This window comes from Actinomadura hibisca NBRC 15177, assembly GCF_001552635.1.
Taxonomy (GTDB): domain Bacteria; phylum Actinomycetota; class Actinomycetes; order Streptosporangiales; family Streptosporangiaceae; genus Spirillospora; species Spirillospora hibisca.
On record NZ_BCRO01000070.1, the window covers coordinates 12941 to 38599 of the forward strand.

The following is a 25659-nucleotide window of genomic DNA, read 5'->3' on the forward strand; positions in this document are numbered from 1 at the left end:
CAGGAGACCGGCCATGGCCCGTTCTGCCATCCTCCGCACTGCAACGACGGCACCGTCCTCGGACGCATCCGCCACCACTTCCTTACCGAGGGTGTTGTGAGCGGCTTTCGTGCCTTACCGTCGTAACGAGCAAGGAGTTCGGGACAGAGCCTGAGCCACCGCTGATCTCTTCGAGGCATGGAGCGTCGGAACGCGCCCTCGCCACCGCCTCCGTCCCCCTTACCTTCCTGCTGCCGGTGCGTCCTGGCGGAGCCATCGGCCGAGAGGTGCCCTGGTGACCATCTACTCCCAGCATCCGAACCGCGGCAAAGTGCAGATCCTGGCGACATATGAGGGGCCGGCCGGTGTCACGTCGTCGACCGTGACGAGCCTTGCCGACGCGGCCCTCGCACGGCCCGTCGTCGAGGCGCTCAACCGGATCTCTGCGCTCGTCACTGTGCCCGTGAGCGTCTACGACGAGCGCGAGGGCGGTTTCCGGCACTACCCGGAGGCCCACATCGCGGCCCTGACCCAGCGGGACGCGCGTCCCGGTCTGCTCGAGGGAGCGCACAGCCTGTGGTACGAGTACGTCAAGCTGCTGCTCCATCAGGCGCTGGCTGATCTGGACCGTGCGATGGCGGCGGTGCCCGGGCCGGTCCGTACGGCGATCGAGGCGGAGTTGGAGGTCGAAGCCCGCGAGTTGACGTACGCATTGGCCGAATACTCTGAGGGAACCGAGCCGCCGGAGACGGATGACCGACGGTACTGGGAGTTTGCTTCCCCGTTCGTGCTCTTCGACGGCGGAGCTCCGGAACTGGACCGGCGGATTCGCACGTCCATGAACCGGAAGGAAGCCGAAATCACCGATGGGCGGCGCGAGACGACGGTGGCTGACCTGAGACTGCTGGCCGACGTTTTCGCGTTGTACCGAGGTGGAGAGGCCCGTTTCGAGGCCGAGCATCTTGCGATCTTCGATGAGCCGGATGGCTCCGACGGTTACTACCTTGCGATCGATGCGCCACAGCCCGATCACCCCCTCCGCGGCGCGTGGAGTGTCGACGTCTGCCGCTGGGTGCCCGACGATCCGGAGGAGGAAGAGCCGAGCAGCGCGACGGGGCACACGATCGCGAGCTGTGCCCTCGCGACCCGGCCGACCGCCACCGAGATTGCCGATCTGCTGAACCTCGGCGCCGAGAAGCCCGAAAGACTCGCTGCGTGGGCTGAGACGCCCGTCGGTGAGGTGCTCGTCGGCACGGGCTTCGCCGTCACGGAGCGGTCCGAAGCCTGATCCGGTCTGGGCGGCAAGCCATGGGTGGCCGCTACCGCGCTGAGCCTAAGACTGGAGCACAAGGCTGCCCCGCCCTGTGCCGGGGCGGAGCCGATTTCGTCCTTTGCAGCGGTGTCGTTGGGCGACACCCGGAAAAATCTGGCCTAATACGGCCTGTGCCTGCGCGCACGCAAGATCAGCGGTCATCATGCGCGCATGACCAGGAGTAGCGCGGCAGGACCGCCTGATCTGGTCAACGGGCAGATTCCGCCGGGACGGTGGGTTTGTTCCGTTGAACAGGCTGAGACGGCCTATATCAAGGGTCAGAGTGGTGATCGGGAGGAGATCTGGGGGCAGTGGCTGCGGCTGACCGCCGCGCTGCAGAAGGTGCTGGGGGAGATCCCAGCGTGCTGGTTGTCAGGAAGCCTGTTTACGGACAAGGCCGATCCCAATGACATCGACTGCTTGTACATCGTGGACACGGCGAAATACAACGAGGCGCTGGGGGGCGACCCGAAAGTGGCCCAGCTGGTCAATGCCGCGACGGAGGGGCGGGTCAAAGACCTCTACGGGCTGCGTATCGATTCCTACATTCTGGAGTGGATGCCGACCCCCGGTCCGGTGCCGACCGCCGAGACCAGGCAGTATTTGTGGAAACGTGGGTACTGGGACGACCTGTGGAGCCGGATCCGCAGCGACGACCCTCGCCTGGACTCCATTCCGCGACGGGGCTATCTGGAGGTGATCATCGATGGGTACAGATGACCTGACCTGGTTCCTTGAGCGCACTCCGGAACCAGTGGGGCCGTCGCCGGCGCCGGGTGCGCCAGGCGAGTGGAGCGAGCGCTCCATCGAGGCGTTCATCGCCAAGCGGGGCGGCCAGGTGCGCGCCCTGCGGTCCCATGGCGAACTGCGCCTATACGGTGCTGGCGTGCGAGAGCACTCGGCCGAACTCAGCCTGGTCGGGCAGATTGCGGCAGGGTGGCAGCGAGCGGTATCGGCCACAGGAGCGGCTCTGGAGCAAGCCAAGGCGCTCCGCGGTGTACTGCCCGCCGAGATCGTCAGCCGGACCACCCTTGTGCTGAATGCCGCCCCGTTGGCTGGCTCGATCGTCTTGACGGTCGAACCGCAGAGCCCGTCCCTGGAAGAGGTCGAACCGGGAGGGAATGTGGCGATGATCGACCCTCCCCGTCCGTTGGCCGATCGCGCCTCGGAGGAGCTGATCGCGCTGCTGGGCAGGTTCAGCACTGATGTTCCGGTAGATGAGGAACTCGCGAGCGCGCTACGGGAACTCGGGCCCCGCGTGGGAAGCACTCTCGCCAACCTCGCCAGGGCAATCAGTCGTTCAGAGATCAGCTTGGACGCCACCTGGGCAGAACCCGGCAACGCCACCGTCAGGGCCAGCATCACGCCCACGACGGCCCGCCGCATGCAGAAGTTCGTGGCTGGCCGGGGTCTGGACGCCGAAGAGCAAACCTTCACTGGTGTGCTGCGCACTGTTTCCGACATGCAGCACTGGCTGGTCGCGCTGCCCGACGGCGAAACCGTGAAGATGAGTGCGAGCGAGCTGGAGCCCACCGAGATCAGCAGATGGCACATCGGTGCCGCTGTGGAGCTGCGCGTGCGAGTCGCATTGCAGGAGCAGCCGGACGGCCACGTGCGCCGCTCGCTCACCATCCTGCAGATTTCCCCCATGGACGATTCTCTGGACGATGACTAGCACTCTGTGAAGGGGCGAGCACGGTTTCGACGGTAATGATGACGGCCCTCACCCTTTGCAAGGTGTGAGGGCCGTCATCGTCACGCATGCGCGGCTGCGCGGGAAATCCGCGCGAGCGCGTTAATAATCTTGCTCAGGTATGTCAGGGTGGATGCTGGCGCCAGGTGCTAGAAAGTGCCGTATCCTCCCAGGCTGTAGTTCCTCTTCGGCCCCTCGTGTCTGGCAGCCGGGCGAGCTTCGTCGGGGCGATGTCGGGCCGGTTGGCCGTGAGGTTCCGCAGCGCCTCGTCCAGGATGCGGTCGGTCCACTTGGCCTGCACCGCGCCGGACTGGGCGACCCGGATGAGGAGGTCGCGGAGGGTGTTGCCGTAGAGGACGTTGGCGTCGTAGACCACGACGAAGGGCACGGTCAGATTCCCAGTTCCTGTCCGAGCTCCGCCAGTTCGTCAGCTGCGGCCCGGCCGTCGGCCTCAGTCCGTCTCTTGTACTCCATGAGGTCGTCGAACCGGACGCGGCGGTGCCTGCCCACCAACCGGTACGGGATCTCGCCGCCTTCCAGGAGGCCGATCAGGTAGGGGCGGGACACGTTGAGCATGTCCGCCGCCTGCTGGGTGGTCAGCTCGCTGTGGGAGGGCATCACGGACACGCCTCGCCCGGCCGCCGCCTGACTCAGGATGAAGGCCAGCAGGGAGACGGCTTCGCGCGGCAGGACCAAGGCTTCCCGGCCGCCGACCTCGCCGACGACCTGGATGGTCTGTTCGTCCGGGTGGCGCATGAGATACGCCTTGATCCGCTTCATCGCACGGTCGGCCACCTCGGAGTCGATGGCTCCCGGCTCGATGCGTTTGACCTGCACGCCTGTCATCACGCCTCCTTCGACTCTCTTCGCAGTATGTGCAGCAAACGAAGCAGACGCAAATGTTCCCCGGCCGCCTGTGGATTGATGGAGATCTCTATGTGGCGTTTTGGTGCAGTGGGGAGGCGGTGCGCGGCCAGTCTCGTGGAGGGACGGGAGAATCAGGCGCGGGCGTAGCGGGCTGGGGTTGTGCCTACCGTCGCGGTGAAGTCTCTGGTCAGGTGTGACTGGTCCGCGTAGCCCAGGTCGGCTGCCAGGGACGCCCAGTCCACGGGGGTGCCCTGGTCGGCGCGGGACGCTGCTTCGTGCAGGCGGGCTCGGCGGAGCACCCATTTCGGGCTTACGCCTACGTACTCCGCGAACAGGCGTTGCAGGGTTCGGACTGACATGCCTGCTTCTTCGGCCACCTGGTCCACGCGCAGGAGGGACGGGGAAGTCGTGATGCGTTCGACGATTCCCGCTACGTCTTCGGCCAGGCTGTCGGGGGCCTTGGGGAGGCGGGGGAGTAGGAATTCCTCGGCTTGGGCCGCCATTGCTTCGGTGTCTCCGGCGGCCAGGACCGTTGGGGTCCAGGTGGTTATTTCTGGGCCGAAGAAGTCGGTGGCTGGGATCCGTTGGTCTGCCAGGTCCGCGATCGGGCCGTTTGTGAAGGGGCGGAAGCCTCCTGGGCGGAATTTCACGCCCAGTACCTGGCCCGCGCCTTCTAGGCGGCGCACGAACAGGTTCCTGTCCACGCCGTAGACGCGTGCCTCGGGCTCCTCGAACACCAGGTGGATGTTCGGGTGGGCCAGCACCTTCGTGTCCAGCGGCTCCGGGACGTCCCAGCGGACGTGCCAGTAGAACTCGACGAAACGGGCCGCGTGCGGGCCGGGCCGGTGTGTCGCGGAGCGCACCGTCTCGTCCTGCTTCCTCGGGTAGAGGAGGCCCCGGGGCGTGTCCGTCATATCAACAGGTTAGTGGCGTGTTTCTTCAAGAGGGCGGCGTGGTCGCGCTCTTAGGTTCGAGGGCATGAACGAACTTCACTCTTGCCTCGCCGCCAGCGCCGCTGAGGCCGCCCGTATCGCTCGTGGGGTCCGGGCCGAGCAGCTGGACGGGCCTACGCCGTGCGCCGAGTTCGACGTTCGCACGTTGGTCAACCACTGGGTCCTCTACACCTCGCACGGGCTGGAGTGTCGGGCGCTCAGGCGGGACATTCCGGGGGAGTTGATGGAGCGCGACTTCGCTGGTGAGGCTGGGTGGGCTGAGGCTTATGCGGTGCAGCTCGATCGTGCCGTGGTCGCCTGGGGCGAGCCCTCGGCTTGGGAGGGGCCGGTTCTGCTCGGGGATCAGGAGTATCCGGCCGAGGAGGTGCTGCCGATGATCATCAAGGAGCTCACCGTGCACGGGTGGGACGTCGCCCGCGCCACCGGGCAGGACATCGCCGTGCCGCCCGAGGTCGGCGAGCTGATGCTCAAGGTCGTCACCGAGAGCGCGGAGCTGTACCGGCAGTACGGCGGGTTCGCCGAGCCCGTCGCGGTGGCCCCTGATGCGTCCGCGTTCGAGCGGGCGCTCGCGGAGTCCGGTCGCGACCCCCGCTGGACGCCATGATCAAAAATCGTCCGCCAGGTCTTCCACTGTGACGTGGATCTCCGCTTGGGTGGGTCCATGGACGAAAGGATCGCCGTCGTCACCGGGGCCACCTCGGGCATCGGCCGGGAGATCGCCGCGGGGCTGGCCGGGCGCGGCTACCGGGTCGGGATCGTCGGCCGCAACCCGGTGCGCGCCGAGGCCGCGGCCGCCGACCTGGCCGGCCGTGCCCCCGGCGCGCGGGTGGACACCTTCCTGGCCGACCTCTCCTCGCGGGCCGACGTCCGGGACCTGGCCGCCCGGCTGCGCGACCGGTACCGGCGGCTGGACGTGCTGGTCAACAACGCCGGGGTGCACACGCTGCGCGCCAAGGTGAGCGCCGACGGCTTCGACCGCATGATCGCCACCAACCATCTGGGGCCGTTCCTGCTCACCAACCTGCTGCGCGACCTGCTGGTGGCGTCCGCGCCGTCGCGGGTGGTGATGGTCGCCTCCGAGGCGCACCGCAACGCGGGCCGCCTCGACGTGGACCGGCTGGCCGAGCCCGGCTCCTACGGCGCGCTCGGCTCGTTGCGGGTCTACGCGCGGTCCAAGCTGCTGAACATCCTGTTCACGCAGGAGATGGCCGAGCGCCTCCAGGGCACCGGCGTGACGATCAACGCCGTCTGCCCCGGCATGGTCGCCACCGACCTGACGCGCGAAGTACCGGGTGCGGGCCGGTTCGGCCCGCTGGCCGCCCGGACGCCGCTGCTGCGCACGCCCGAGCAGGGTGCGCGCATGGCGTTGCGGCTGGCGACCGAGCCGGAGTTCGCGGGCAGCAGCGGCGGTTTCTACTCCTCGACGCCGGGCGCGCGGCTGCTTCCGGCGTCGGCCGCGAGCAAGGACCGCGAGCTGCGACGGGCGGTCTGGGAGCGTTCGGCCCACCTCGCGGGGCTTCCGGCCCGATAGTTTGGCCTTGTGAACCAGCCGTACGAACCGCGTCCGTCCCAGCCGGTGCCCCCGCCCGGTCCTCCGCCGGAGTTCCGGCAGGGGCCGCCGCCCGGCCATCGGCCGGCTGCCCCGGCTCGACAGCGGCCGCCGGAGCCCGGGGCCGTCAAGGATCTGTTCAACGGTGTCGGCTACTTCCTGCGGGGGCTGGCCTGGGTCGCGCGCCGGCCCGGGCAGTGGTTGTTCGGGCTGATCCCCGCCGCGATCGTCCTGGTCGTGTACGTGGCCGGGCTCAGCCTGCTGGCCGCCAACGTGGGCGACGTCGCCGACTGGGTGACGCCCTTCGCCGACGACTGGTCGTCCGGGCTGCGCGACACCACCCGCGTCATCGCCGGGATCGCCGTCCTCGGCGCGTCGCTGTTCCTGGCCATCCTGACCTTCACGGCGCTGACCCTGCTGGTCGGCGACCCCTTCTACGAGCGCATCGCCGTGCGGGTGGAGGAGTCGCAGGGCGGCGCCCCGCCCGAGTGGGACGAGCCGCTGCTGCGCCAGATCGTGCGTATGATCGGCGACACGGTGCTGCTCGCCCTGGTCGCGATCTGCTTGGCGGTCGTCTTCTTCGCCTGCGGGTTCATCCCGGTGATCGGGCAGACGGTGGTGCCGGTGGTCGCCGCGTGCGTCTCGGGCTACCTGCTGGCCGGGGAACTGACGTCGATCGCGCTGGAACGGCGCGGGATCTTCCGCCGGGAGCGGTTCGCGCGGTTGAAACGGCACCGCACCCTGGCGGTGGGCTTCGGCGCGGCCACCTTTGTGGTCTTCCTCATTCCCCTCGGCGCGGTGCTGGCGATGCCGGGCGCGGTGGCGGGGGCAACGTTGCTGGCCAGGGAACGGCTCGCGGACAATCCGCAGGTCAGCGGGGATGAGCTGACCGCCGGGCAACATCACTGAGGCGATAGGAAGATGTGTCCTGGCCGTGATTAGCGGCCCGGTCGTAAATAGCGATCTTCGCGTAACGTGTGCCGCATGTCCGATCAGGGGGAGCGCGGCGTGCGCTGGACCGATATGAGCGAGAACGACACCGTCGAGCGTCCCGCGGCGCCCGGGTCCCGCGGGGAGAGGGCTCCGGGCCGTCCGGGGGCCGCCGGAGTGCCCGAGGTGGAGGTCCCCGCGCCCGCCGGCCGCACCGACTTCTCCGCCGAGGCCGAGCCTGAGCCCGAGCCCGTCCCGCACGACGTGTGGGGCAAGGTCGAGATGCCGCGCGCCCGCCCTGCCGCTCCCGTCCAGGACGTCGAGGAGGCCGGGTCCTTCCCGGCTCAGGGTGACGTGCCCACCCGGCCCGAGCCCGCCGCCCCGGAGCTGGAGCCCGTCCATGACGAGGACGGGCCCGTCGTCTCGGACGACACCGGGCCGCTTCCCGCGCAGGCCGAGGTGCCTGCGGCCCGGACCGGTGAGACCGGGCCGCTGCCCGCGCAGGAGAGTGACGACACCGGGCCGCTGCCCGTCTACGTTGAGGCCGATGAGCCCGTCCGTGCGGCGGACAGCGAGCCGCTGCCCGCCTATGACGAGCCCGTTCGTTCGGCGGAGAGTGGGCCTCTGCCCGCCTACGATGAGCCCGCTCGCCCTGCCGACACCGGGCCCCTGCCCATCTACGTCGAGGCCAAGGAGCCCATCCGCCCCGCGAGCGCCGGGCCGCGGCCCGCCCACGCCGAGCCCGCCGCCCGTCCCGCCGACACCGGCCCGCCGCCCGCGCCGCACGTCGAGGACGACTGGACGCCCGCGCCCCAGGAACCCCTCTTCGCCCCGCACGCCGCCCCCGAGGACGCTCCCGAAGCGCCGCGCGACGTCGAGCCCGACGACGTCAAGGTCGCCCCCGTCCCCGACGGCGAGCAGCACGGCCCCGACTGGGAGGGCGCCCTGTTCGACGGCGACGACGACGGCGGCGACAACCGCTACGTCGCCCCCACCGGCCCCGACGGCCCCGCCAAGCCCGGCAAGCCCAGCAGCGGCAACTGGCAGATGCCCGACTGGATGGCCGACGAGCAGGCCGCCGACGCCAAGCTGGGCCGCGGCCCCGACGACGGGAAGGGCGGCCGCGGCAGGCTGGTGCTGTTCGGCGGCGTCGGCCTGCTGGTGGTGGCCGTGCTCGCCGCCGGCGGCGTCTACTACATGAAGAACAAGGACGACTCCGGTCCCGCCCCCGCCGAGGGCAAGCCGGGCCGTCCCGCCGCCGCGCAGAAGCCGCAGCCCCCGCAGGCCCAGCTCCCGCCCGACCGCGTGCTGCGCCGCTTCCCCGGCAAGCCCACCAAGGTGCTCGGCCGCGTCAACGACCGCTTCTCGGGCCTGTCCTACCCGCGCCTCGGCCCGCCCTGGCAGGTGCCGACCAAGAAGAACAAGCTGGGCACCCAGGGCTGGTCCGGCCAGCAGGTCCTGGTCACCGAGCGGCGCGCGGGGCAGCCCTGGTACGGGCAGCTGCTGACCGGCTCGCTGATCCCGACGTTGCAGAGCGCCTACGAGGGGCCGCAGAGCCTGAAGAACGTCGCGGGCCTCGCCGCGAAGGGGCTGGAGGACAACTACTACTCCTTCCCGCACCGGAGCGCGCCGCTGGCGTCGCAGCCGCTGAACGTGGGCGGGCGCAAGGGCTGGCTGGTCGCGTCCTACTTCACCTACAAGCGGGCGGGCGTGCGGGCCACCGGCGAGGTCGTCGCGACGGCCGTGATCGACACGGGCAAGCCGGTCCCGGCGGTGGTGTTCGTCTCGATGCCCAACACGCACCGCAAGATGTGGTCGGACATCAACCAGTTCTTCGGGCAGTTGCGCGTCGCGTCCTGACGGGCCTGGCCCTGGGAAGCGAATCCCGTTCTAATAAGCTGTGACTTACTCCCCGAGGAGAGGTGCGGTCATGGCGATCGGGTTGACCGAGGAGCACGAGGCGCTGGCGGCGTCGGTGCGCGGGTTCGCGGCGCGGCACATCACGCCGCAGCAGGTCAGGGCCGGTTTGGGGGACGAGGGGCGGCCTGAATACTGGGCCGCGCTCGCCGGGCAAGGGCTGCTCGGGCTGCACCTCGCCGAGGAGCACGGCGGCCAGGGCTACGGGCTGCTGGAGCAGGCCGTAGCCCTGGAGGAGCTGGGGCGCTGTCCCGTCCCCGGTCCGTACACGCCGACGGTCCTCGCTGCCGCCGTCGTCGCGGCGGGCGGCACCGGCAAGGCCCGTGCCGAGATCCTGCCCGCGCTGTCCGACGGGTCGCGGACCGCCGCGATCGGCCTCGTCCCGGACGGGCCCGTGCTCGGCGCGGCGGAGGCCGACGTCCTCGTGCTGCCCCTGGGCGACGGGCGCTGGGCGATCGTCGAGGACGCCGAGGTCACGCCGCTGGAGTCGCTGGACCTGACGCGCTCGGTCGGTGCCGTCGTCGCGCCCGGGGACGTGCCGGAGGAACGGCTCGTCACCGGCGTGGACGTGCGCGCGCTCGCGGTCGTGCTGCTGGGCGCCGAAGCCTGCGGCGTCGCCGGGCGCGCCCTGGACGACGCGGTCGCCTACGCCAAGACCCGCGAGCAGTTCGGGCGTCCCATCGGCCAGTTCCAGGGCGTCAAGCACAAGTGCGCCCGCATGCTCATCGCGCTCGAACGTGCCCGCGCCGCCGTCTGGGACGCCGTCCGCGCACTTGAGGAGCCCGATCAGCAGCGCGCCTACGCGCTCGGCGTCGCCGCCGCGCTCGCGGGCGACGCGGCCGTCCAGTGCGCCGAGGGCAACATCCAGGTCCACGGCGGCATCGGCTACACCTACGAGCACGACGCCCACCTGCTCTACCGCCGCGCCCTGTCGCTCCGCGCGCTGATCGGCCGCGCCGCGCAGGCGCGCGCCGAGGTCGCGGCGCTGGCCGTCGAGGGCGTGCGGCGGCCCATGAGCATCGAGCTGCCGGACGAGGTCGAGCCGCTGCGCGAGCGGGTCCGCGCGCAGGTCGCCGAGCTGGCCGCCCTGGAGCCGGTCGAGCAGCGCGCGGCGATGGCCGAGGGCGGCTGGGTCGTGCCGCACCTGCCGAAGCCGTGGGGGCGCGACGCCGCGCCGTTCGAGCAGATCGTGATCCAGCAGGAGCTGAAGGCCGCCGGGGTGCGGCCGGTGCCGCTGATGATCGCGGCGTGGGCGGTGCCGTCGATCGTCCAGTACGGCACCCCCGAGCAGCAGGAACGGTTCCTGCCGCCGACGTTGCGCGGCGAGATCGTCTGGTGCCAGCTGTTCTCCGAGCCGGGCGCGGGCTCGGACCTGGCGGGCCTGGCCACCCGCGCCGAGCGCGTCGAGGGCGGCTGGGAGATCACTGGGCAGAAGATCTGGACGTCGCTGGCCCGCGAGGCGCAGTGGGGCATCTGCGTCGCCCGCACCGATCCCGATCGGCCCAAGCACGACGGCATCACCTACTTCCTGGTGGACATGGCCTCGCTCGGCGTCGAGGTCCGGCCGCTGCGCGAGTGCACCGGCGACGCGGTGTTCAACGAGGTGTTCCTCGACGGTGTGTTCGTGCCCGACGAGCTGGTGGTCGGCCCGGTGAACGAGGGCTGGCGGGTGGCCCGCAATACCCTCGCCAACGAGCGGGTCGGGCTGACCAGCTCGTTCCAGCTCGGCGGCGACCTGCCAAAACTGGTGCGCCTGGCGACCGAGCTGGGGCTCGCCGACGATCCGGTGGTGCGTGCCGAGCTGGGCCGCCTGGCCTGCGACGAGCACGCGTTCGCCCTGCTGGGGCTGCGCGCCACGCTCAAGCAGCTCTCGGGCACCGACCCGGGCGCGACCGCCAACGTGCGCAAGCTGGTCGCGATGGAGCACGGCCAGCAGGTCACCGAGTACGGGTTCACGCTGCTGGGCGATGAGGGCGTGCTGACCGGCGGCTGGAAGTCGGACCTGCGCCGCAGGTGGACGCGCTACCTGCTGGCCTCGCGCGCGATGTCGATCGGCGGCGGCACCACCGAGGTCAACCTGAACGTGATCGGGGAGCGGATTCTCGGTTTGCCGCGCGATCCCGTAACATGAAACTCCTTCACATCAGTTCGGGGGAGTTCGGGTGGACCTGCGCGGCAAGATCGTCCTGATCACGGGCGCGTCCTCGGGCATCGGCGCGGCCGCGGCCCGCGAGTTCGTGCGGGCGGGCGCGGACGTCGCGCTGGTCGCGCGCAACGCCGCCCGGCTGAACGAGCTGGCCAAGGAGCTGGACGGCGCGGCGCACGTGTTCCCCGCCGATCTCGGCGACCCGGACGAGGTCGTGGCCCTGGCCGCCGAGGTGAAGGCGCGGCTCGGCGTGCCCGACGTGATCGTCAACAACGCGGGCGCGGGCCGCTGGTTGTTCGTGGACGAGTCCACCCCGCACGACTTCCGCGCCATGGCCGCCGTCCCCTACCTGGCGGCGGGCTACGTGACCTGCGCGTTCGCCGCCGACATGGTGCGGCGCGGCAGCGGCCGGATCGTCGTGGTCAACTCCCCGGTCTCCCGCGCGACCTGGCCGGGCGCGTTCGGCTACGCCGCCGCCCGCTGGGGCCTGCGCGGCCTGGTCAACGCGCTGCGCGCCGACCTGCGCGGCACCGGCGTGGGCGTCACCGAGGTGATGCCCGGCAAGGTCTCCAGCGACTACTTCGCCAACAACCCCGGCTCGGAGGAGCGCGTCCCGGCGGTCTCGGCGATCGTCCCGACCGTCACCCCCGAGCAGGTCGCCCGCGCCCTGGTCGCCGCCACCGCGCGGGACCGCCGCCGCGTGCTGCTGCCGCTGATGTTGCGGGCCGTCGCCGCGCAGGCGTGGCTGGCCCCGCGCCTGACGGACTGGCTGATGGGCGCGACGGGGGCCAAGCGCCGCTAAAGGTGGCGATTTCCCAGAGACCAGGCGGTCGTGGGCGCGGGGGGCGTCCGCGGCCGCCTTCCCTTTCCGTGGCATTCGCGGCACAACGGTCCGATACCCTCGGGCCCCTGATGACCAGGCGTTCGCGGCACCTGCCGGCCGCTCTCACCGGGCTGGGGCTCGGGCTGCTGGCCCTGGGGCCCGCGCTCGCGCCCGGGTTCGTGCTGTCGTACGACATGGTGTTCGTGCCGGAGCCGGTGTTCAACGCCCTGACGTTCGGGCTGACCGGGACCGTGCCCCGGCACGTGCCGAGCGACGCGTTCGTGGCGGCCCTGTCGCTGGTGCTGCCGGGCGGGTGGGCGCAGAAGGCGATCCTGCTGGCGATCTTCGTGATGGCGTGCGTGTCGGCGGCGTCGCTGGTGCCCTCGGAGCGGCTGCTCCCGCGCCTGGCCGCCGGGGTCTGCTACGCCTGGAACCCCTTCGTCGCCGAGCGCCTGCTGCTGGGGCAGTGGGCGTTGCTGCTGGGGTACGCGGCGCTGCCCTGGGTGGTGGCCGCCGCAGTGTCGGCGGGGGAGCCGGGGGGCGGGAAACGCCTGGTCAGGGCGTTGATTCCTGCGGCCATCGGCGGGTTCGCGGCGCTGGCGGTCTCCGGGCTGGCGGCGCTGGCGGCGGCGCTCGCCGGGGCCGGACGGCGACGGGCCACGCCGCGTGTGGTCGCGGCGGGCGTCGCGCTGAGCCTGCCGTGGCTGGCGCCGGGCCTGCTGCGGTCCGCCGGGATTCCGGGCGACGTGTCGGGAGTGGACGCCTTCGCCGCCCGCGCCGACACCCCCTTCGGGACGCTCGGCAGCCTGCTGGCGCTGGGCGGCGTCTGGAACGGCGAGGCCGTGCCCGCCGGGTACGGAACGCCCGTCCTGGCCGTCGCGTGGCTGATCGTGGTCCTGGTGGCCCTGGTCGCGTACGCGAAGTACTGCCGGACGCCGTGGGCGCACGGCGCGGCGGTCGCGGCGGCCGTCGGGTTCGTGGTCGCGGCGCTCGGAGCCGTCGCGAGCCCGATGCTCGAAAGCGCGATCCGCCTGTGGTCGTGCCTGGCGCTCCTGCGCGACGGGCAGCAGTTCGTCGCGCCGCTCGCCGTGGTGGTCGCGGTGGGCCTGGGCGTGGCGGCCGACCGGGCGTGCGAGGCGCGGCTCCCGGTGGCGGCCCTCGGCGCGGCGCTGGTCCCGGTGCTGGTGCTGCCGTCGCTGGCCATGGGCGGGGCGGGACGGCTGCGCGCGGTGGACTACCCGGACGACTGGGCCCGCGCCAAGCAGATCATCGAGGCCGACCGGGCGGCGGGCGACGTCCTGCTGCTGCCCTGGGCCTACCACCGCTCCTACCCGTGGAACCACGGCCGCCGGGTCCTGGACCCGCTGCCCCGCTACCTGGACCGCCGCGTGATCGCCAACGACGCCGTCACGGTGGGCGTCCCCGGGCGGGCCGTGACGGTCGCGGCCGAGGACCCCCGCGCGCGGCGGCTCGATCCCCTGATCAAGGCGAGTGGCCCGCTCACCGGGGACCTGCGCGGCGCGGGCGTCGGCTACGTCCTGGTGGACGAGCCGGAGACCGCGAGCGCCTGGAGCGCGCGGCTGCCCGGCGTCCGGGAGGTCCTGCGGGGCCCCGATGTTGTGCTCTACCGCGTCCCCGGCGCGGTCCCGGTCGCCGAGCGCACGGTGCCCGTCCCGCCCGTCGTGCTGGCCTGGCTCGTCGCCGGACTGGTCGTTTTCTGGTCATTCCTCGCCCCAGGCACTAATCTGGGCACCCCGCACCCCCTCCGTCCCCTCAGCCGAAGGACCCGCTGATGCGCATTGCCGTCTCCGCCCTGATCGGCGTCCTGCTCGCCGGGGGCACCGCGTTCGGCGCGGTGCAGCTCGCGAACGCCTCCCAGAAGGACCCCGTCATCAAGCCGCTGTACAACTACGGCTCCCGCTGACGCCTTGGCCGGGGCAGCGCCGGGCACGGCGGGCGCCGTCGCGCTGGAGGTCGTCGTGCCCGCCTACAACGAGGCCGCGCGGCTTCCGGCGGGGCTGACGCTGCTCGGCGGCGGGCTGGCCGGGCTGCCGGTGCGCGCCGGGATCATCGTGGTGGACAACGCCAGCACCGACGCCACCGCCGACCTCGCCCGCGCCTGGTCCGGGCCCGTCCCGGTGCGCGTGCTGCACTGCGCCGAGCGCGGCAAGGGCGCGGCGGTCCGCACCGGGCTGCTGGCGACCCGCGCCCCCTATGTGGGGTTCTGCGACGCCGACATGGCCACCGGCCTGGAGGCCCTGGACCGCGCGCTGGCGCTGCTGACCAGCGGGCATCCCGTCGTCGTCGGCTCGCGCCGCCATGCCGCCTCCGACGTGCAGGGCTACGGGCAACCGCTGCGGCGGCTGGGCGCGATCACCTTCAACCGGCTGGTCCGCGACCTGGCCGGGGGGATCTCCGACACCCAGTGCGGCTTCAAGTTCTTCGCGGGCGACCTGGCCCGCGCGGCGGCGGCCGACCTGCGCACCGCCGGGTTCGCCTTCGACGTCGAACTGCTCATGCACTGCGCGCGGCGGGGCGCGCCGGTCACCGACATCCCGGTGGTGTGGCAGGACCGGCCCGGCAGCACCTTCTCCATCCGGCGGCATTCCCTGGCCGTCCTGGGGGAGGTGGCCCGGGTCCGCGCGCTGGCGGCCCGCCGCCCGGCCCCGGCTCCCGCGCCCGCCCTGACTCCCGACACGGCGCTGCCCTCGGCGTCCGCGGCCGGTCCCGGATGAGCCCGGCGACCCCCCTGCCCACCCGCGCGGACGCCTTCGCCATCGACGACGTCGCCGGGCTGCGCATCGCGATCGTCAACTGGCGCGACCCCTGGCACCCGGCGGCGGGCGGGGCCGAACGCTACGCCTGGGAGCTGGCCCGCAGCCTCACCGAGCGCGGCGCGCGGGTCGTCTTCCTCACCAGCCGCGCCCCCGGCCAGGAGCGGCGTTCCCGCGTGGACGGCGTCGACGTGGTGCGCCTCGGCGGCACCTTCACGCTGTACCCGCTGGCGCTGGCCTGGACGCTGGGGCACCGCCGCTCCTTCGACGCCGTGATCGACTGCCAGAACGGCATCCCGTTCTTCACGCCCTGGGTGCTGCCCCGCCGCGTCCCGGTGTTGTGTGTGGTCCACCACGTGCACGACGGGCAGTTCGGCCTGTACTTCCCGGCCTGGCTGGCGTGGATCGGCCGCGTCCTGGAGGGGCCGGTGAGCCGCGTCACCTACCGGCGGCACGCGTTCGTGGTGGTGTCGCCCTCGACGCGGCGGGCCGTCCGCGAGCGCCTGGGCTGGACCGGTCCGGCCTACCTGGTGCCCAACGGGGCCGACGCGCCCCCGGCGACGGCGGTCCCCGCGCCGTCCTCGCCGGGCGACCCAACGCTGGTGTGCGTCACCCGGCTCGTCCCGCACAAGCGCCTGTCCCGCCTGCTCGACCTGGCCGGACGGCTCACCGAGGAGCGGCCCGGCCTGCGCCTGGACATCGTCGGCGACGGCCCCGAGGCCGCCGAGCTGGCCGACGCCGTCCGCGACCGGGGGCTCGGCGGCGTCGTCACCCTGCACGGCTACGTCTCCCAGGAGATCAAGGCGGCCCTGGTCGCCCGCGCCGACCTGCACCTCAGCACCTCGCAGGGCGAGGGCTGGGGGCTCAGCGTGGTCGAGGCGGCGGCGCTGGGCGTGCCGACCGTCGCCTACGACGTGGACGGCCTGCGCGACGCGGTCCGCGACGGGACCACCGGCTGGCTGGCCGACCCGGACGAGGACCTCGCCGACGTCGTCGAGCGCGCCCTGAAGGAGCTGGCCGATCCCGGCCGCCGCGCCGAGGTCGCCGCCGCCTGCCGCGACTGGGCCGGGGAGTTCGACTGGACCCGCACCGCCGACCGGATGACGCGGCTGCTGGCCGCCGCCGTCCGGGCCCGGTCCGCGGGCACCGGCGATGACCGGGCACACGTGGTGCACCGGTACGGTGACGAGCACCCGCTGGTGGTGGAGGGCCCGGCCCGGGACGCGCTGCTCGCCGACGCGGGCGCGGTGCGCTCGGCCCGCCCGGCGACGCCGCTGGAACGCCTGCTCGGCAGGCCGGTGGCGGGCGCGGGGTCCTGACCGGCGGCGGAACCGGCGGGGACCGGCGGGACTGGTCGGAACGGGGGCACGCGCGCGGCGCGGCGGAAAGGGAAGCGAGCATGGCCGTCGGAGAGGTGAACCCGTCTTCGGCCGCCGTGCCCGGACACCACCGGCCCACCGCCGAGCCTCACGGCGCCGCCTTCGGCCCCGGCCCGGCGGACGGCAGGATGGGCGGCGCGAACGGCGGCCCCCCGGCCGACCCCGCCGGGGACGTGCGCTTCCGCGAGCGGACGCGGGCGCTGGTGTGCTGCCTGGCGCTGGCGGCGCTGGCGTTCGCCACCCGGCCCGGCGCGATCCTCGCCGACACCAAGATCGACATGGCGGTGCAGCCGGGCGGCTTCCTCGGCCGCGCCCTGCACCTGTGGGACCCCGAGCAGTTCGGCCAGCTCCAGAACCAGGCCGTCGGCTACCTGTTCCCGATGGGCCCTTTCCACCTGCTCGGCGACCTCGCCGGGCTGCCCGCGTGGATCACCCAGCGGTTGTGGCTGACGGCGCTGATGTGCCTGGCGTTCCTCGGCGCGCGGCGGCTGGCCGCGCGGCTGGGCGTCGGCGGCCCCACCAGCCGCCTGGTCGGGGCGATGGCCTACACCCTGGCCCCGGGCGGCCTGGCGACCCTCGGGCAGATCTCCTCGGAGTACCTGCCGGTCGCGATGTTGCCGTGGATCGTGCTGCCGCTGGTCACCGCCGTCGAGGGCGGCGGGCGGGCGCGCGCGGCGGCCCGCTCGGGCATCGCGATCGCGCTGTGCGGCGGCATCAACGCCACCGCCACCATCGCGGTGCTGACCGTGCCGGTGTTGTACGTGCTGACCCGGCCGCGCGCCGCCCCCCGCGTCCGCACGCTGGCTTGGTGGTCGGGCGCGGCGGGCCTCGCGACGCTCTGGTGGCTGGTCCCGCTGCTGCTCACCGGCACCTACGGCTTCTCCTGGCTGACCTACACCGAGAAGGCCGACACCACCACCGGCCCCACCGGGCTGGTCAACACGCTGCGCGGCGCGGAACGCTGGGTCAACTACCTCAACGTGGACGGCCAGGCGTGGTGGCCGGTCGGGCACGCGTTGTCGGTGTCGCCGGTCCCGATGGTGTGCACCGGCGTGGTGGCGGCGCTCGGGGTGGCCGGGCTGCTGCGGCGGTTGTTGCCCGAACGCTCGTTCCTGCTGCTGACGCTGCTGGCCGGCCTGGTGATCATCTCGGCCGGGCACCTCAGCGACGTGCCGGGCCTGTTCTCCGGGCAGGTCCGCGAGCTGCTGGACGGCGCGCTGGCCCCGCTGCGCAACGTGCACAAGTTCGACGCCGTCGTGCGGCTGCCCCTGGCGTTCGGCCTCGCGCACCTGCTCACCAGCGTGCAGGCCGGAGCGCCGGTCCGGCACGGCCCGGCCGGACCGTCCCGGCCGCGCCGGGCGCTGCTGGTCCCGGCCGCCACGCTGCTGGGCCTGGGCGGCATCGCGGGCACGGCCGCCTCGAACGGGCTGACCGGGCCGGGCGTGTTCCAGGAGGTTCCCAGCTACTGGCGGGACGCCGCGTCCTGGCTCAACGCCCGCGCCGGGCAGCAGGGCGTGCTGGCCCTGCCGGGCGCGGCGTTCGGCGAGTACACCTGGGGACGGCCGATGGACGACATCGTGCAACCCCTGCTGTCGGTGCGATGGGGCGTGCGGCAGCTCGTCCCGGCCGGGTCGCCCGGCTACACGCGCGCGCTGGACGCCATCGACCAGCAGGTGCGCTCGGGCACCGCGTCGCCCGGCATGTCCGCGTTCCTGGGCCGGATGGGCGTGCGGTACCTGCTGGTCCGCAACGATCTGCGGCGTGAGACGTTGCGCGGGGCCTGGCCCGCCCGGCTGCACCAGGCGTTGGGCTCCTCGCCGGGGTTGCGGCGCGTCGCCGTGTTCGGCGGGCCGGTCGGCGGCGACCTCACCGACGACGCCGTGTCGGGCCTGGACCAGCCGTCCCCGGCGCTGGAGATCTACGAGGTCGCGGGCGCCGACGACGTGGTGGACATGGCCGACGCGACCAGTCCCGTCCGCGTCTACGGCGGCCCGGAATCGCTGCTGTCCATGGCCGACGGCAAGGCGCTGCCGCGCGGGCCCGTCCTGCTCAACGACGACTCGCCCGAGCTGGGCGGCGCGCCGGTGGTGTCGGACTCGACCCGCCTGCTGCGCCGCAACTTCGGCGAGCTGCACCAGACCTCGCCGACGCTGGCCGACGCCGACCGCGCCAAGGCCGCCGACGTGCTGGACGAGGGCTGGGAGAAGTACACGACCAGCGCGACCTACGGCGGCGGGGTCCGCAACGTCACGGCGTCGTCGTCGGCGGCGGGCGCGGACGCGATCCCGCAGGCCCGCCAGACCGCCGCGACGCCCTACGCGGCGCTGGACGGCAACCGGTTCACCGCCTGGGAGACCGGCGGTTGGACCGGGCCGGTGGGGCAGTGGTTGAAGGTCGACTTCGACCGGCCGCGCGAGTTGTCGCGGTTGTCGGCGTCGTTCGTGAAGAACGAGAAGGTCGGGCCGCCGATCGCCCGCGTGGCGGTGGAGACCGAGGCCGGGACCGTGGCGCAGGCGGTCCGGCCCGACGCCGCCGCACAGGAGTTGCGGGTGCCGTCGGGAGAGACGCGCTGGGTGCGGGTGCGCATCCTGGGGCTCACCAAGGAGCCGCCGGTGATCGCCTGGGCGCGCGCCGGGATCGCCGAGCTGTCCATCGACGGCGTGAAGCCCGCCCGCACCTTCACGCTGCCTACTCCCAAGACCGCCAAGGACGCCGCCTACGTCATGAGCCGCGCGTCCGGCACCGCGTCCGACTGCATGAAGGGCGCGCGCCGCTGGGTCTGCGCCCCCTCCCTGGGCTCGGCCGACGAGGAGGGCGACGGCCTCGACCGCACCTTCACCGCCAAGGCGGCCCGGAACGTCCCGCTGACCGGCACCGCCGTGCTCACCGACCCCGCCCTCATCGAGCGCTACACCACCTTCGGCAACACCACCCGCGTCGCCGCCGGATCGACGATCACCGAGCACCCGGCGGCGCAGGCGCGCTCGGGCTTCGACGGCGACCCCGAGACCACCTGGATCGCCGCCGAGTCCGACCTCACCCCCACCTACACCGTCGCGTGGCGGGGCCGCGTCCGGGTCGGCACGATCACCCTGCGGCAACCGCCCGGCGCGGGCGGCTCGACGCAGGTCATGGTCGAGGGCGAGCAGGGCCAGACCCGCGAGGGACGGCCCGACGCCAAGGGCCGCCTCTCCTTCGCCCCCATGAACACCGACCGGCTCACCGTCACCTTCCGCCGCGACGGCCGGTTGCAGCCGGTGCAGCTCACCGACCTGGTCATCCCGGGCGTGCGGCCGCTGCCGAACCTGCGCGACTTCCCGCTGCGGCTCAAGTGCGGGTTCGGGCCCCAGGTGAAGCTGGGCGGGGCCACCGTCCCCACGCGCGCCGTCGGGACCGTCGGCGACGTGCTGGAAGGGAAGCCGCTGCGGTTCGCCGCCTGCGGGCGGGGCGTGAACCTGCGGGAGGGCGCGAACCGGCTGGCGTCGGCGGCGTTCGACCCGTTCCGGATCGAGACGGCCGTGGTCGGCCGCGCCGCGACCGGCGGGCGGCCACAGCAGGCCGTGCGGGTCACCGAGTGGTCGTCGGGGTCGCGCAAGGTCGAGGTGGAGGCCGAGCGCCGGTCGTTCCTCACCGTCAACGAGAACTACAACCCGGGCTGGAAGGCGCGGGTGGGCGGGACGGCGCTGGAGCCGGTCCGGCTGGACGGCTGGAAGCAGGGCTGGATCGTCCCGGCCGGGACGAACGGCACCGTCGAGCTGGCCTACGGGCCCGACCGCGCGCAGCGGATCGCGGTGGTGGCCGGGCTGAACCTGCTGCTGGTGCTGCTGCTGGTGGCCTGCCTGCGCGGGCCCGGTGGTGGCCAACGTCGGCCACTTCCGGCCGGTACCGGGTGGCCGGTGTGGGCGGCGCTGGGCCTGGCGGTGCTGCTGGGGTTGTGGGTGGCCGGTCCGGTCGGCGGGGCGGTGACGGCCGTGGTCGCGGGGGTGACGGCGTGGGCTCGTACCCGTACGTCCCGGTTCGCGCGGGCGGTGGCCTCGCCCTGGCCGGTGGCCGCGTTTGCGCTGGTGGGCACGTTGTGCCTGGCCGTCGGCATCCGGTTCGGGCTGGTGGACAACCCCGCCGCGCCCTCAGGTCTGGTCGGGGACGTGGTCCCGCAACTGCTGGGGGCGGCCGTCGTCGCGCGGCTGGCGATCGAGCTGTGGCGGCCCCGGCCGCGCGCCGCCGCCGAGCCGATCGTGATCAGCTGGCGCGCCCCAGGCGACGCGCCAGCAGCTGGAACGGCTTCTCCACCAGGTAGTAACCCGCCGTCGCCGCTGCGATGGTCGCCGCCAGGAGCAGGGGCAGATCCGTCGCCACCGAGCCCCGGCCCATCCGGTCGCTCTCCTCGAACCAGACGACGATGATCAGCATCTGCCACAGGAACAACCCGTAGGAGATGCGGCCGAGGAACCGCATCACCGGATTGCCCAGCAGCGTGCGGACCATGTCGCCCGTGCCGCCGCCCATGCCGCCGCCCGCGCGCACCGGGGCGAGCGCGGCGGGCGCGACGAACGCCAGCGCGCACAACCCGTTCACCAGCAGGTGGAACTGCGACGGCCAGAACTGCGGCTGCTCGCCCAGGAACAGCGGCCCGGTCGCGGGCGTCGCCGCGACCACCAGCAGCAGCCCGGCGGCGGCCCAGCACGCGCCCCACGAGTCGGCGACGCGGCGGCACAGCGCGGCGGCCGGGCCCCGCTCGTCCACGCGCGCCCAGACCGTCAGCACGGCGAGGGCCATGCCGAGCGCGAACCAGGCGAAGTAGCGCGGCGGCCACACCCCGATCCGGCGGTGGTGCTCGGGCACGAACAGGACGACGGTGTAGAGGAAGGACACCGACGCGTAGCCGCCGAGCCCGTACAGCAGCCGCCGCGCCAGCGTCGCGGGGTCGGTCGCGCCCGTGCGGCGCGCGTACCAGGCCAGCAGCGCGGCGGTGAGCGGCAGCAGCACGTACCAGGCGGCCTCGACCGCCAGGCTCCAGATCTGCCCGATGTGGTGGGGGCCGAGGTCGCCGCTCCACCACGGGTCGGGCACGTAGGGATGGGTGAGCGTCGTGATCGCCGCCCACGACGCGGGATCGGCGAGGTGCTCGCGCGCGGCGACGGCGAAGAACACCGCGAGCATCGCCCAGTAGGCGGGCAGGATGCGCAGCGCGCGTTTCAGCAGGTAGGTGCCGGTGCGCGGGGCGGACCGGCCGGTCAGGACGGCTGCCGCCCACGGCCGGTACAGCAGCAGCCCCGACAACACGAAGAACACCGCGACGCCGACCTGGCCGCCGTTGTAGAGCCAGCCCGCGCCGTCCGGGGCCTTGATCGCGCCCGCGTTGGAGGCGACGTGGAAGACCAGCACGGCCAGCGCGGCGACCGCGCGCACGCCGTCCAGGGCGTCCTGGTGGCCCGAGACCTGCGGGACGGCGGACCGGGTCGTGGTGGGCGCGGGGCTGTGCACGTGATCAGTCCTTCGCGGGGTTCTTGCGCAACACCAGCGTCAGGTTCCAGGTGACGAACTCGCGCAGCACCGGGACGCGCACGATGCCCGCCGCCCAACGCGGCAGGTAGCGGGGGAACGCCGCCAGCACCGTCACGTCGGGCCGCCGCCGCGCCCAGGCGAGGGCGGCGGCCACCGAGACCGGGTGCAGGCTCCGGCGGTAGCGGTTCTTGGGCGGGTGGCCGTTCCGCCGCTGGTAGCGGCGCGCGGCGCGCTCGCCGCCCAGGTAGTGCCACGGCGAGGTCTCGTGGCCGCCCCACGGCGACAACCAGTTGGTGAACGACAGGTAGACCACGCCGCCGGGACGGGTCACCCGCACCATCTCGTCGGCCATGCGCCAGGGGTCGGCGACGTGTTCCAGCACGTTGGAGGAGAAGCAGACGTCCACCGAGCCGGTGCGGAACGGCAGGGCCGTCGCGCTCGCCACCAGGTCGTCGTCGCCGGGCTTGCGGTGTGCGGTCAGCTCGGCGAGGTCGTGGTCGACGCCCGAGCAGCGGGCCCCGGCCGCCCGCAGCGCCGCCGCGGTGAAGCCCGCGCCGGTGCCGACGTCGATCACGACCGCGCCGTCCAGGTCGGCGTGGGCGGACAGCTGGGCGACGGCGTCGCGGGCCATCAGGCCGTAGAAGTACTCGGGATCGGTGCGCTCCCGCCGGAACGCGGCGAACAGCCGGACCGAGCGGGCCAGCGTCGCGCGGTGCCGGGGGACCGCCCGGGAGGCCGGGGACATGATCACCTCGCGGGGACGGGTGAGGCGTGCGGGGGCGACGTGCGTGGGTGACGTGCATGGGTGACGAACGGGGTGAAACGTACGCCGGAGCCTACCTGCTGGTAGGCGGCGGGCGGCTACCTCCCGGCGGGCCGAGTATGGGCAGGCCGCGGGGCTCGCCGGACGGCACGTCAGGGCCGCCGCCGTGCACCACCCGGCGCGGCAGCAGCGGCGACAGCAGGGCCGCCAGCGTGAACGCCGCCGCGCTGAACAACAACGTCCGCGCCCCCGCCGCGGTGAACGCCGCCGGTCCCGTGCCCGGCCCGCGCGTCCCGAAGAAGATCACCCCGGCGAGCGCGACGCCCATCGCGTTGCCGAGCTGGATCACCGAGTTGAGCACCCCCGACGCCGCGCCCGCGTCGCCGCGCGGCAGGTCGCTCAGCACCAGGTTGGACAGGATCGGGATGGTGAGGCCCATGCCGATCCCGGCCGCGACCATCCACGGCACCAGGTCGGCGGCGGCGAGACCGGGGCCGTGCCGGGCGGCCGACCAGGAGAGCCCGGCGGTCCCGACGGCCATGAGCGGGGTGCCGACGCCGACCAGCAGGCGGGCGCGGGCCGGGCCGTAGCGGTTGGTGAGCTGCGCGGTGCACGCGACGCCCAGCGGCCAGGCCAGGCCGACGAACGCCACGTGCAGCGGCGTCCAGCCCAGCCCGAACTGGAGCATCCAGGTCAGCATGATGAAGTAGGCCGAGACGCCGCAGAACAGCACGAACAGCAGCGCGGACCCGGCGGCGAAGGGGCGCTGCCGCCACAACCGGGTCGGCACCAGCGGGTCGCGCCCGGCGCGCTCGCGGCGGCGCTGGTGCCAGGCGAACAGCGCGAGCACCGGCCCGGCGGCGGCGAGCGCCGCGCCCGTCCAGGCGGGCCAGCCCAGCTCGCGGCCCTGCACCAGCGGGACGGCGACCAGCAGCGCGGCGAGCGTGACCAGCCCGGCCCCGGCCGGGTCCAGCCGGGGCGGCCGGGCGGCGCGGGACTCGCGCATCCACCGCCACGCGCCCGCGAAGGCGAGCAGGCCGACCGGCAGGTTCACCAGGAACACCAGCCGCCAGCCGAGGCCGCCGCCCGCCCCGGTGAGCAGCCCGCCGAGCACCGGGCCGCCGACCTGGCCCGCGCCGAGCACCAGCCCGTACAGGCTGATCGCGGTGGTGCGCTCGCGGCCGGGCCGGAACTCGGTCGCGATGATCGACATGACCTGCGGGACCATCACGCCGCCGCACGCGCCCTGGAGCACCCGGGCGGCGATGAGCGCGCCCGGCGACCCGGCCGCCGCCGCCAGCACGGAGGTCGCGGTGAACCCGGCGACGCCGAGCAGGAAGACGCGGCGGTGGCCGTGGATGTCGCCGAGCCGGCCGCCGGTGACCAGCAGGAGCGCGAACGCGAGGGTGTACCCGGCGGTGAACCACTGCCCGGCGGCGTAGGAGGCGTGCAGGTCGTCCTGGATGGCGCGCAGGGCCACGGTCACGATCGTCACGTCCACCAGGTCCATGAACGTCGCCAGCAGCGCCGCCGCGAGCGCGGGCCACCGGCGGTCCGGCACGCGGGCGCGCAGGGTCATGGGGGCCTTCCGGGACGCCGGGCGGGTGGAGGAACGGGGTGATCCGGGTCATGTAGGGTAACGCGGGCATACGCGAAAGCGACCCGGCAGGCCGGGTGAGACGGCAGTCTGGGGAGATGGACATGCGGCGACCGCTCAGCCTCATCCTGATCGCCCTGGGGGCGTTCTGCCTCACCCTCGCGCCGCTGGTCAAGCTGTATGTGGCGGACAAGACGGTCGTCGCGCCGCTGAACCGCTACCAGCGCACCCAGCTGGAGGCGCAGGACGCGCTGTACTTCGACATGGCGAAGCTGAAGACGCGCAAGGGCGTCACGCTGGTCGCCGACAACACGGTGCGCGGCGACGTCCGGGCCAACAACGGCAACGACAGGATCGCGGTCTGGGACTCCTCGACCAACATCTACGACAAGACCGCGCCCGACAAGCAGATCGACATCCAGTCGTACCGGATCGCCTTCGACCGCAAGACCTCCGAGCTGACCAACTGCTGCGGCACGCACGTCGGCGGCGACGGCTCGGTGAAGATGGCGGGGTACGGGCTGCTGTACCCGCTGGCGCACGTCGAGAAGCGCGACTACCCGTTCTTCGACATGTCCACGCGGCAGCAGGTGCCCATGCGGTTCAGCGGCGAGGAGGAGATCGCCGGGATCGACGCCTACCGCTTCGTGCAGCAGGTGCCGCCGAGCAAGACCGGAAAGATCGACTTCAAGGTGCCCGGCGACCTGCTGGGCCTGGGCGAGAAGTCCGCCGCGCAGCAGGTGGACCGCTACTTCGAGGCGTCGATCACCCAGTGGGTGGACCCGCGCACCGGGGTGCCGGTCCGCATCGAGCAGAAGATCAACAGCTTCGTGCAGACGCCGGACGGGCGGGGCCGGCTGACGGTCGCGCAGGCGGACCTGAAGACCACGGCGGCGAGCCAGGCCGGCCTGGTGAAGCTGGCGAACGAGAACGCCCTCAAGATCGCGATGGTGCGGACCTACGTCCCGTACGGAGCGGTGGCCGTCGGCGTGCTGCTGCTGGCGCTGGGCGTGCTGGTGGGCTGGCTGGCGGCGAGCCGCCGCAAGGCGGAGAGCGACGCCGCGCCCGCGCCGAAGGCGCCGCGGCGGCCGGACGGGAAGTTCGGCGACGGCGCTCCGGCGGCGGCCGGGCAGGGCGGTCCGGCCGCGCCGGGCAAGCCCGCGAGCCCGCGCGGCCCGGACGGGAAGTTCGGCGGCCTCCCGGCGGCCCCGACCAAACCCGGCGTCCCCCCGCCCAGCGAGGACAAGCGCGTGGCCCCGACCGGACCGGCCAAGCCCGTGGCCCCGGCCGCGTCCGGCGGCGGCAAGCCCCCGGCGGGCGAGCAGGCCAAGCCCGCGCCCGGTGACAAGACGCCGCCGAAGGGACGCTCGGCCCCGCGCCGCCTCGGCCGCCGCTGACCGAACACAGGAAGGCCCCACAACCCGGTGCGGGGCCTTCCGCATTCCCTGATACGTGTTCTAGGCGGCATCGCT

Annotated in this window: 20 protein-coding genes and 1 pseudogene; 15 read left to right on the top strand and 6 right to left on the bottom strand. The window is 73.3% G+C overall.

What is annotated here, in order from left to right; translation table 11 throughout:
* The first annotated feature begins 274 nt into the window (after positions 1 to 274).
* The 3 genes from AH6_RS28850 (at position 275) to AH6_RS28860 (ending at position 2966) form a co-directional block, all read left to right on the top strand.
* The gene (locus AH6_RS28850) at positions 275 to 1267 is read left to right on the top strand and encodes a hypothetical protein (protein WP_067486079.1); all 993 of its coding nucleotides are present in this window, start codon (positions 275 to 277) and stop codon (positions 1265 to 1267) included.
* A 195-nt stretch (positions 1268 to 1462) separates the two neighbouring features.
* Positions 1463 to 2011 carry a DUF6932 family protein gene (locus tag AH6_RS28855; RefSeq protein ID WP_083983567.1) on the top strand — a complete coding sequence of 183 codons (549 nt, stop codon included), beginning with the start codon at positions 1463 to 1465 and terminating at the stop codon, positions 2009 to 2011.
* Positions 1998 to 2966 carry a hypothetical protein gene (locus tag AH6_RS28860; protein WP_157431785.1) on the top strand — a complete coding sequence of 323 codons (969 nt, stop codon included), beginning with the start codon at positions 1998 to 2000 and terminating at the stop codon, positions 2964 to 2966. Before AH6_RS28855 ends, AH6_RS28860 begins: the two co-directional genes overlap by 14 nt.
* A gap of 142 nt (positions 2967 to 3108) precedes the next feature.
* Here the strand turns inward: AH6_RS28860 and AH6_RS28865 are convergent, their stop codons facing one another.
* The 3 genes from AH6_RS28865 to AH6_RS28875 all read right to left on the bottom strand — a co-directional run bounded on the left by AH6_RS28865 (position 3109) and on the right by AH6_RS28875 (position 4765).
* Positions 3109 to 3372, bottom strand: coding sequence for a hypothetical protein (locus tag AH6_RS28865; RefSeq protein ID WP_067486081.1), 264 nt, complete (start codon positions 3370 to 3372; stop codon positions 3109 to 3111).
* Between the two features lie 2 nt (positions 3373 to 3374).
* The gene (locus AH6_RS28870; protein WP_067486083.1) at positions 3375 to 3830 is read right to left on the bottom strand and encodes a helix-turn-helix domain-containing protein; all 456 of its coding nucleotides are present in this window, start codon (positions 3828 to 3830) and stop codon (positions 3375 to 3377) included.
* A gap of 152 nt (positions 3831 to 3982) precedes the next feature.
* Complete coding sequence (locus AH6_RS28875) at positions 3983 to 4765, bottom strand: helix-turn-helix domain-containing protein (protein WP_067486085.1); 783 nt, start codon at positions 4763 to 4765, stop codon at positions 3983 to 3985.
* 64 nt (positions 4766 to 4829) lie between these two features.
* Here AH6_RS28875 and AH6_RS28880 point away from each other — a divergent pair, with 64 nt between their 5' ends.
* The 11 genes and pseudogenes from AH6_RS28880 to AH6_RS46115 all read left to right on the top strand — a co-directional run.
* Positions 4830 to 5408 carry a TIGR03086 family metal-binding protein gene (locus AH6_RS28880; protein WP_067486087.1) on the top strand — a complete coding sequence of 193 codons (579 nt, stop codon included), beginning with the start codon at positions 4830 to 4832 and terminating at the stop codon, positions 5406 to 5408.
* Positions 5409 to 5465: 57 nt separating this feature from the next.
* Positions 5466 to 6335: an SDR family NAD(P)-dependent oxidoreductase gene (locus AH6_RS28885; protein ID WP_067486089.1), complete on the top strand. Its 870-nt coding sequence runs from the start codon at positions 5466 to 5468 to the stop codon at positions 6333 to 6335.
* Positions 6336 to 6344: 9 nt separating this feature from the next.
* On the top strand, positions 6345 to 7262 hold the full coding sequence (locus tag AH6_RS28890) for an EI24 domain-containing protein (protein ID WP_245679516.1): 918 nt from the start codon (positions 6345 to 6347) through the stop codon (positions 7260 to 7262).
* A gap of 75 nt (positions 7263 to 7337) precedes the next feature.
* A complete protein-coding gene (locus tag AH6_RS28895) occupies positions 7338 to 9143 on the top strand; it encodes a hypothetical protein (RefSeq protein ID WP_157431786.1) in 1806 nt (601 codons plus the stop codon).
* 70 nt (positions 9144 to 9213) lie between these two features.
* On the top strand, positions 9214 to 11331 hold the full coding sequence (locus tag AH6_RS28900) for an acyl-CoA dehydrogenase family protein (RefSeq protein WP_067486095.1): 2118 nt from the start codon (positions 9214 to 9216) through the stop codon (positions 11329 to 11331).
* Between the two features lie 31 nt (positions 11332 to 11362).
* Entirely contained in the window at positions 11363 to 12148 is a 786-nt protein-coding gene (locus tag AH6_RS28905; protein ID WP_067486096.1) for an SDR family NAD(P)-dependent oxidoreductase, read from the top strand.
* Positions 12149 to 12258: 110 nt separating this feature from the next.
* Positions 12259 to 13962 (top strand): MmpA family trehalose lipid delivery protein, encoded by a 1704-nt coding sequence (locus tag AH6_RS28910; RefSeq protein ID WP_067486097.1) that lies wholly within the window; start codon positions 12259 to 12261, stop codon positions 13960 to 13962.
* Positions 13962 to 14093: a hypothetical protein gene (locus tag AH6_RS46780; protein WP_281180292.1), complete on the top strand. Its 132-nt coding sequence runs from the start codon at positions 13962 to 13964 to the stop codon at positions 14091 to 14093. The genes AH6_RS28910 and AH6_RS46780 overlap by 1 nt, the downstream gene beginning before the upstream one ends.
* Positions 14094 to 14097: 4 nt before the next feature.
* Complete coding sequence (locus AH6_RS28915) at positions 14098 to 14904, top strand: glycosyltransferase (protein ID WP_067486100.1); 807 nt, start codon at positions 14098 to 14100, stop codon at positions 14902 to 14904.
* Positions 14901 to 16262, top strand: a complete 1362-nt coding sequence (locus AH6_RS28920) for a glycosyltransferase family 4 protein (RefSeq protein ID WP_083983568.1) — start codon at positions 14901 to 14903, stop codon at positions 16260 to 16262. Before AH6_RS28915 ends, AH6_RS28920 begins: the two co-directional genes overlap by 4 nt.
* Before the next feature lie 188 nt (positions 16263 to 16450).
* Positions 16451 to 19546: pseudogene (locus tag AH6_RS46115) on the top strand (alpha-(1->3)-arabinofuranosyltransferase domain-containing protein); the annotation flags it as partial.
* Between the two features lie 1015 nt (positions 19547 to 20561).
* Here AH6_RS46115 and AH6_RS46120 read toward each other — a convergent pair.
* From AH6_RS46120 to AH6_RS28940, 3 genes are all read right to left on the bottom strand, one after another.
* Positions 20562 to 21806: an acyltransferase family protein gene (locus tag AH6_RS46120; RefSeq protein WP_083983569.1), complete on the bottom strand. Its 1245-nt coding sequence runs from the start codon at positions 21804 to 21806 to the stop codon at positions 20562 to 20564.
* Between the two features lie 4 nt (positions 21807 to 21810).
* Entirely contained in the window at positions 21811 to 22572 is a 762-nt protein-coding gene (locus AH6_RS28935) for a class I SAM-dependent methyltransferase (RefSeq protein ID WP_067486109.1), read from the bottom strand.
* 91 nt (positions 22573 to 22663) lie between these two features.
* Positions 22664 to 24169, bottom strand: a complete 1506-nt coding sequence (locus AH6_RS28940; RefSeq protein ID WP_083983570.1) for an MFS transporter — start codon at positions 24167 to 24169, stop codon at positions 22664 to 22666.
* 122 nt (positions 24170 to 24291) lie between these two features.
* On the opposite strand from AH6_RS28940, the gene pgfA reads away from it, so the two are divergent.
* Positions 24292 to 25584, top strand: coding sequence for a cell envelope lipid trafficking protein PgfA (pgfA, locus tag AH6_RS28945; protein ID WP_067486111.1), 1293 nt, complete (start codon positions 24292 to 24294; stop codon positions 25582 to 25584).
* Positions 25585 to 25659 lie beyond the last annotated feature (75 nt).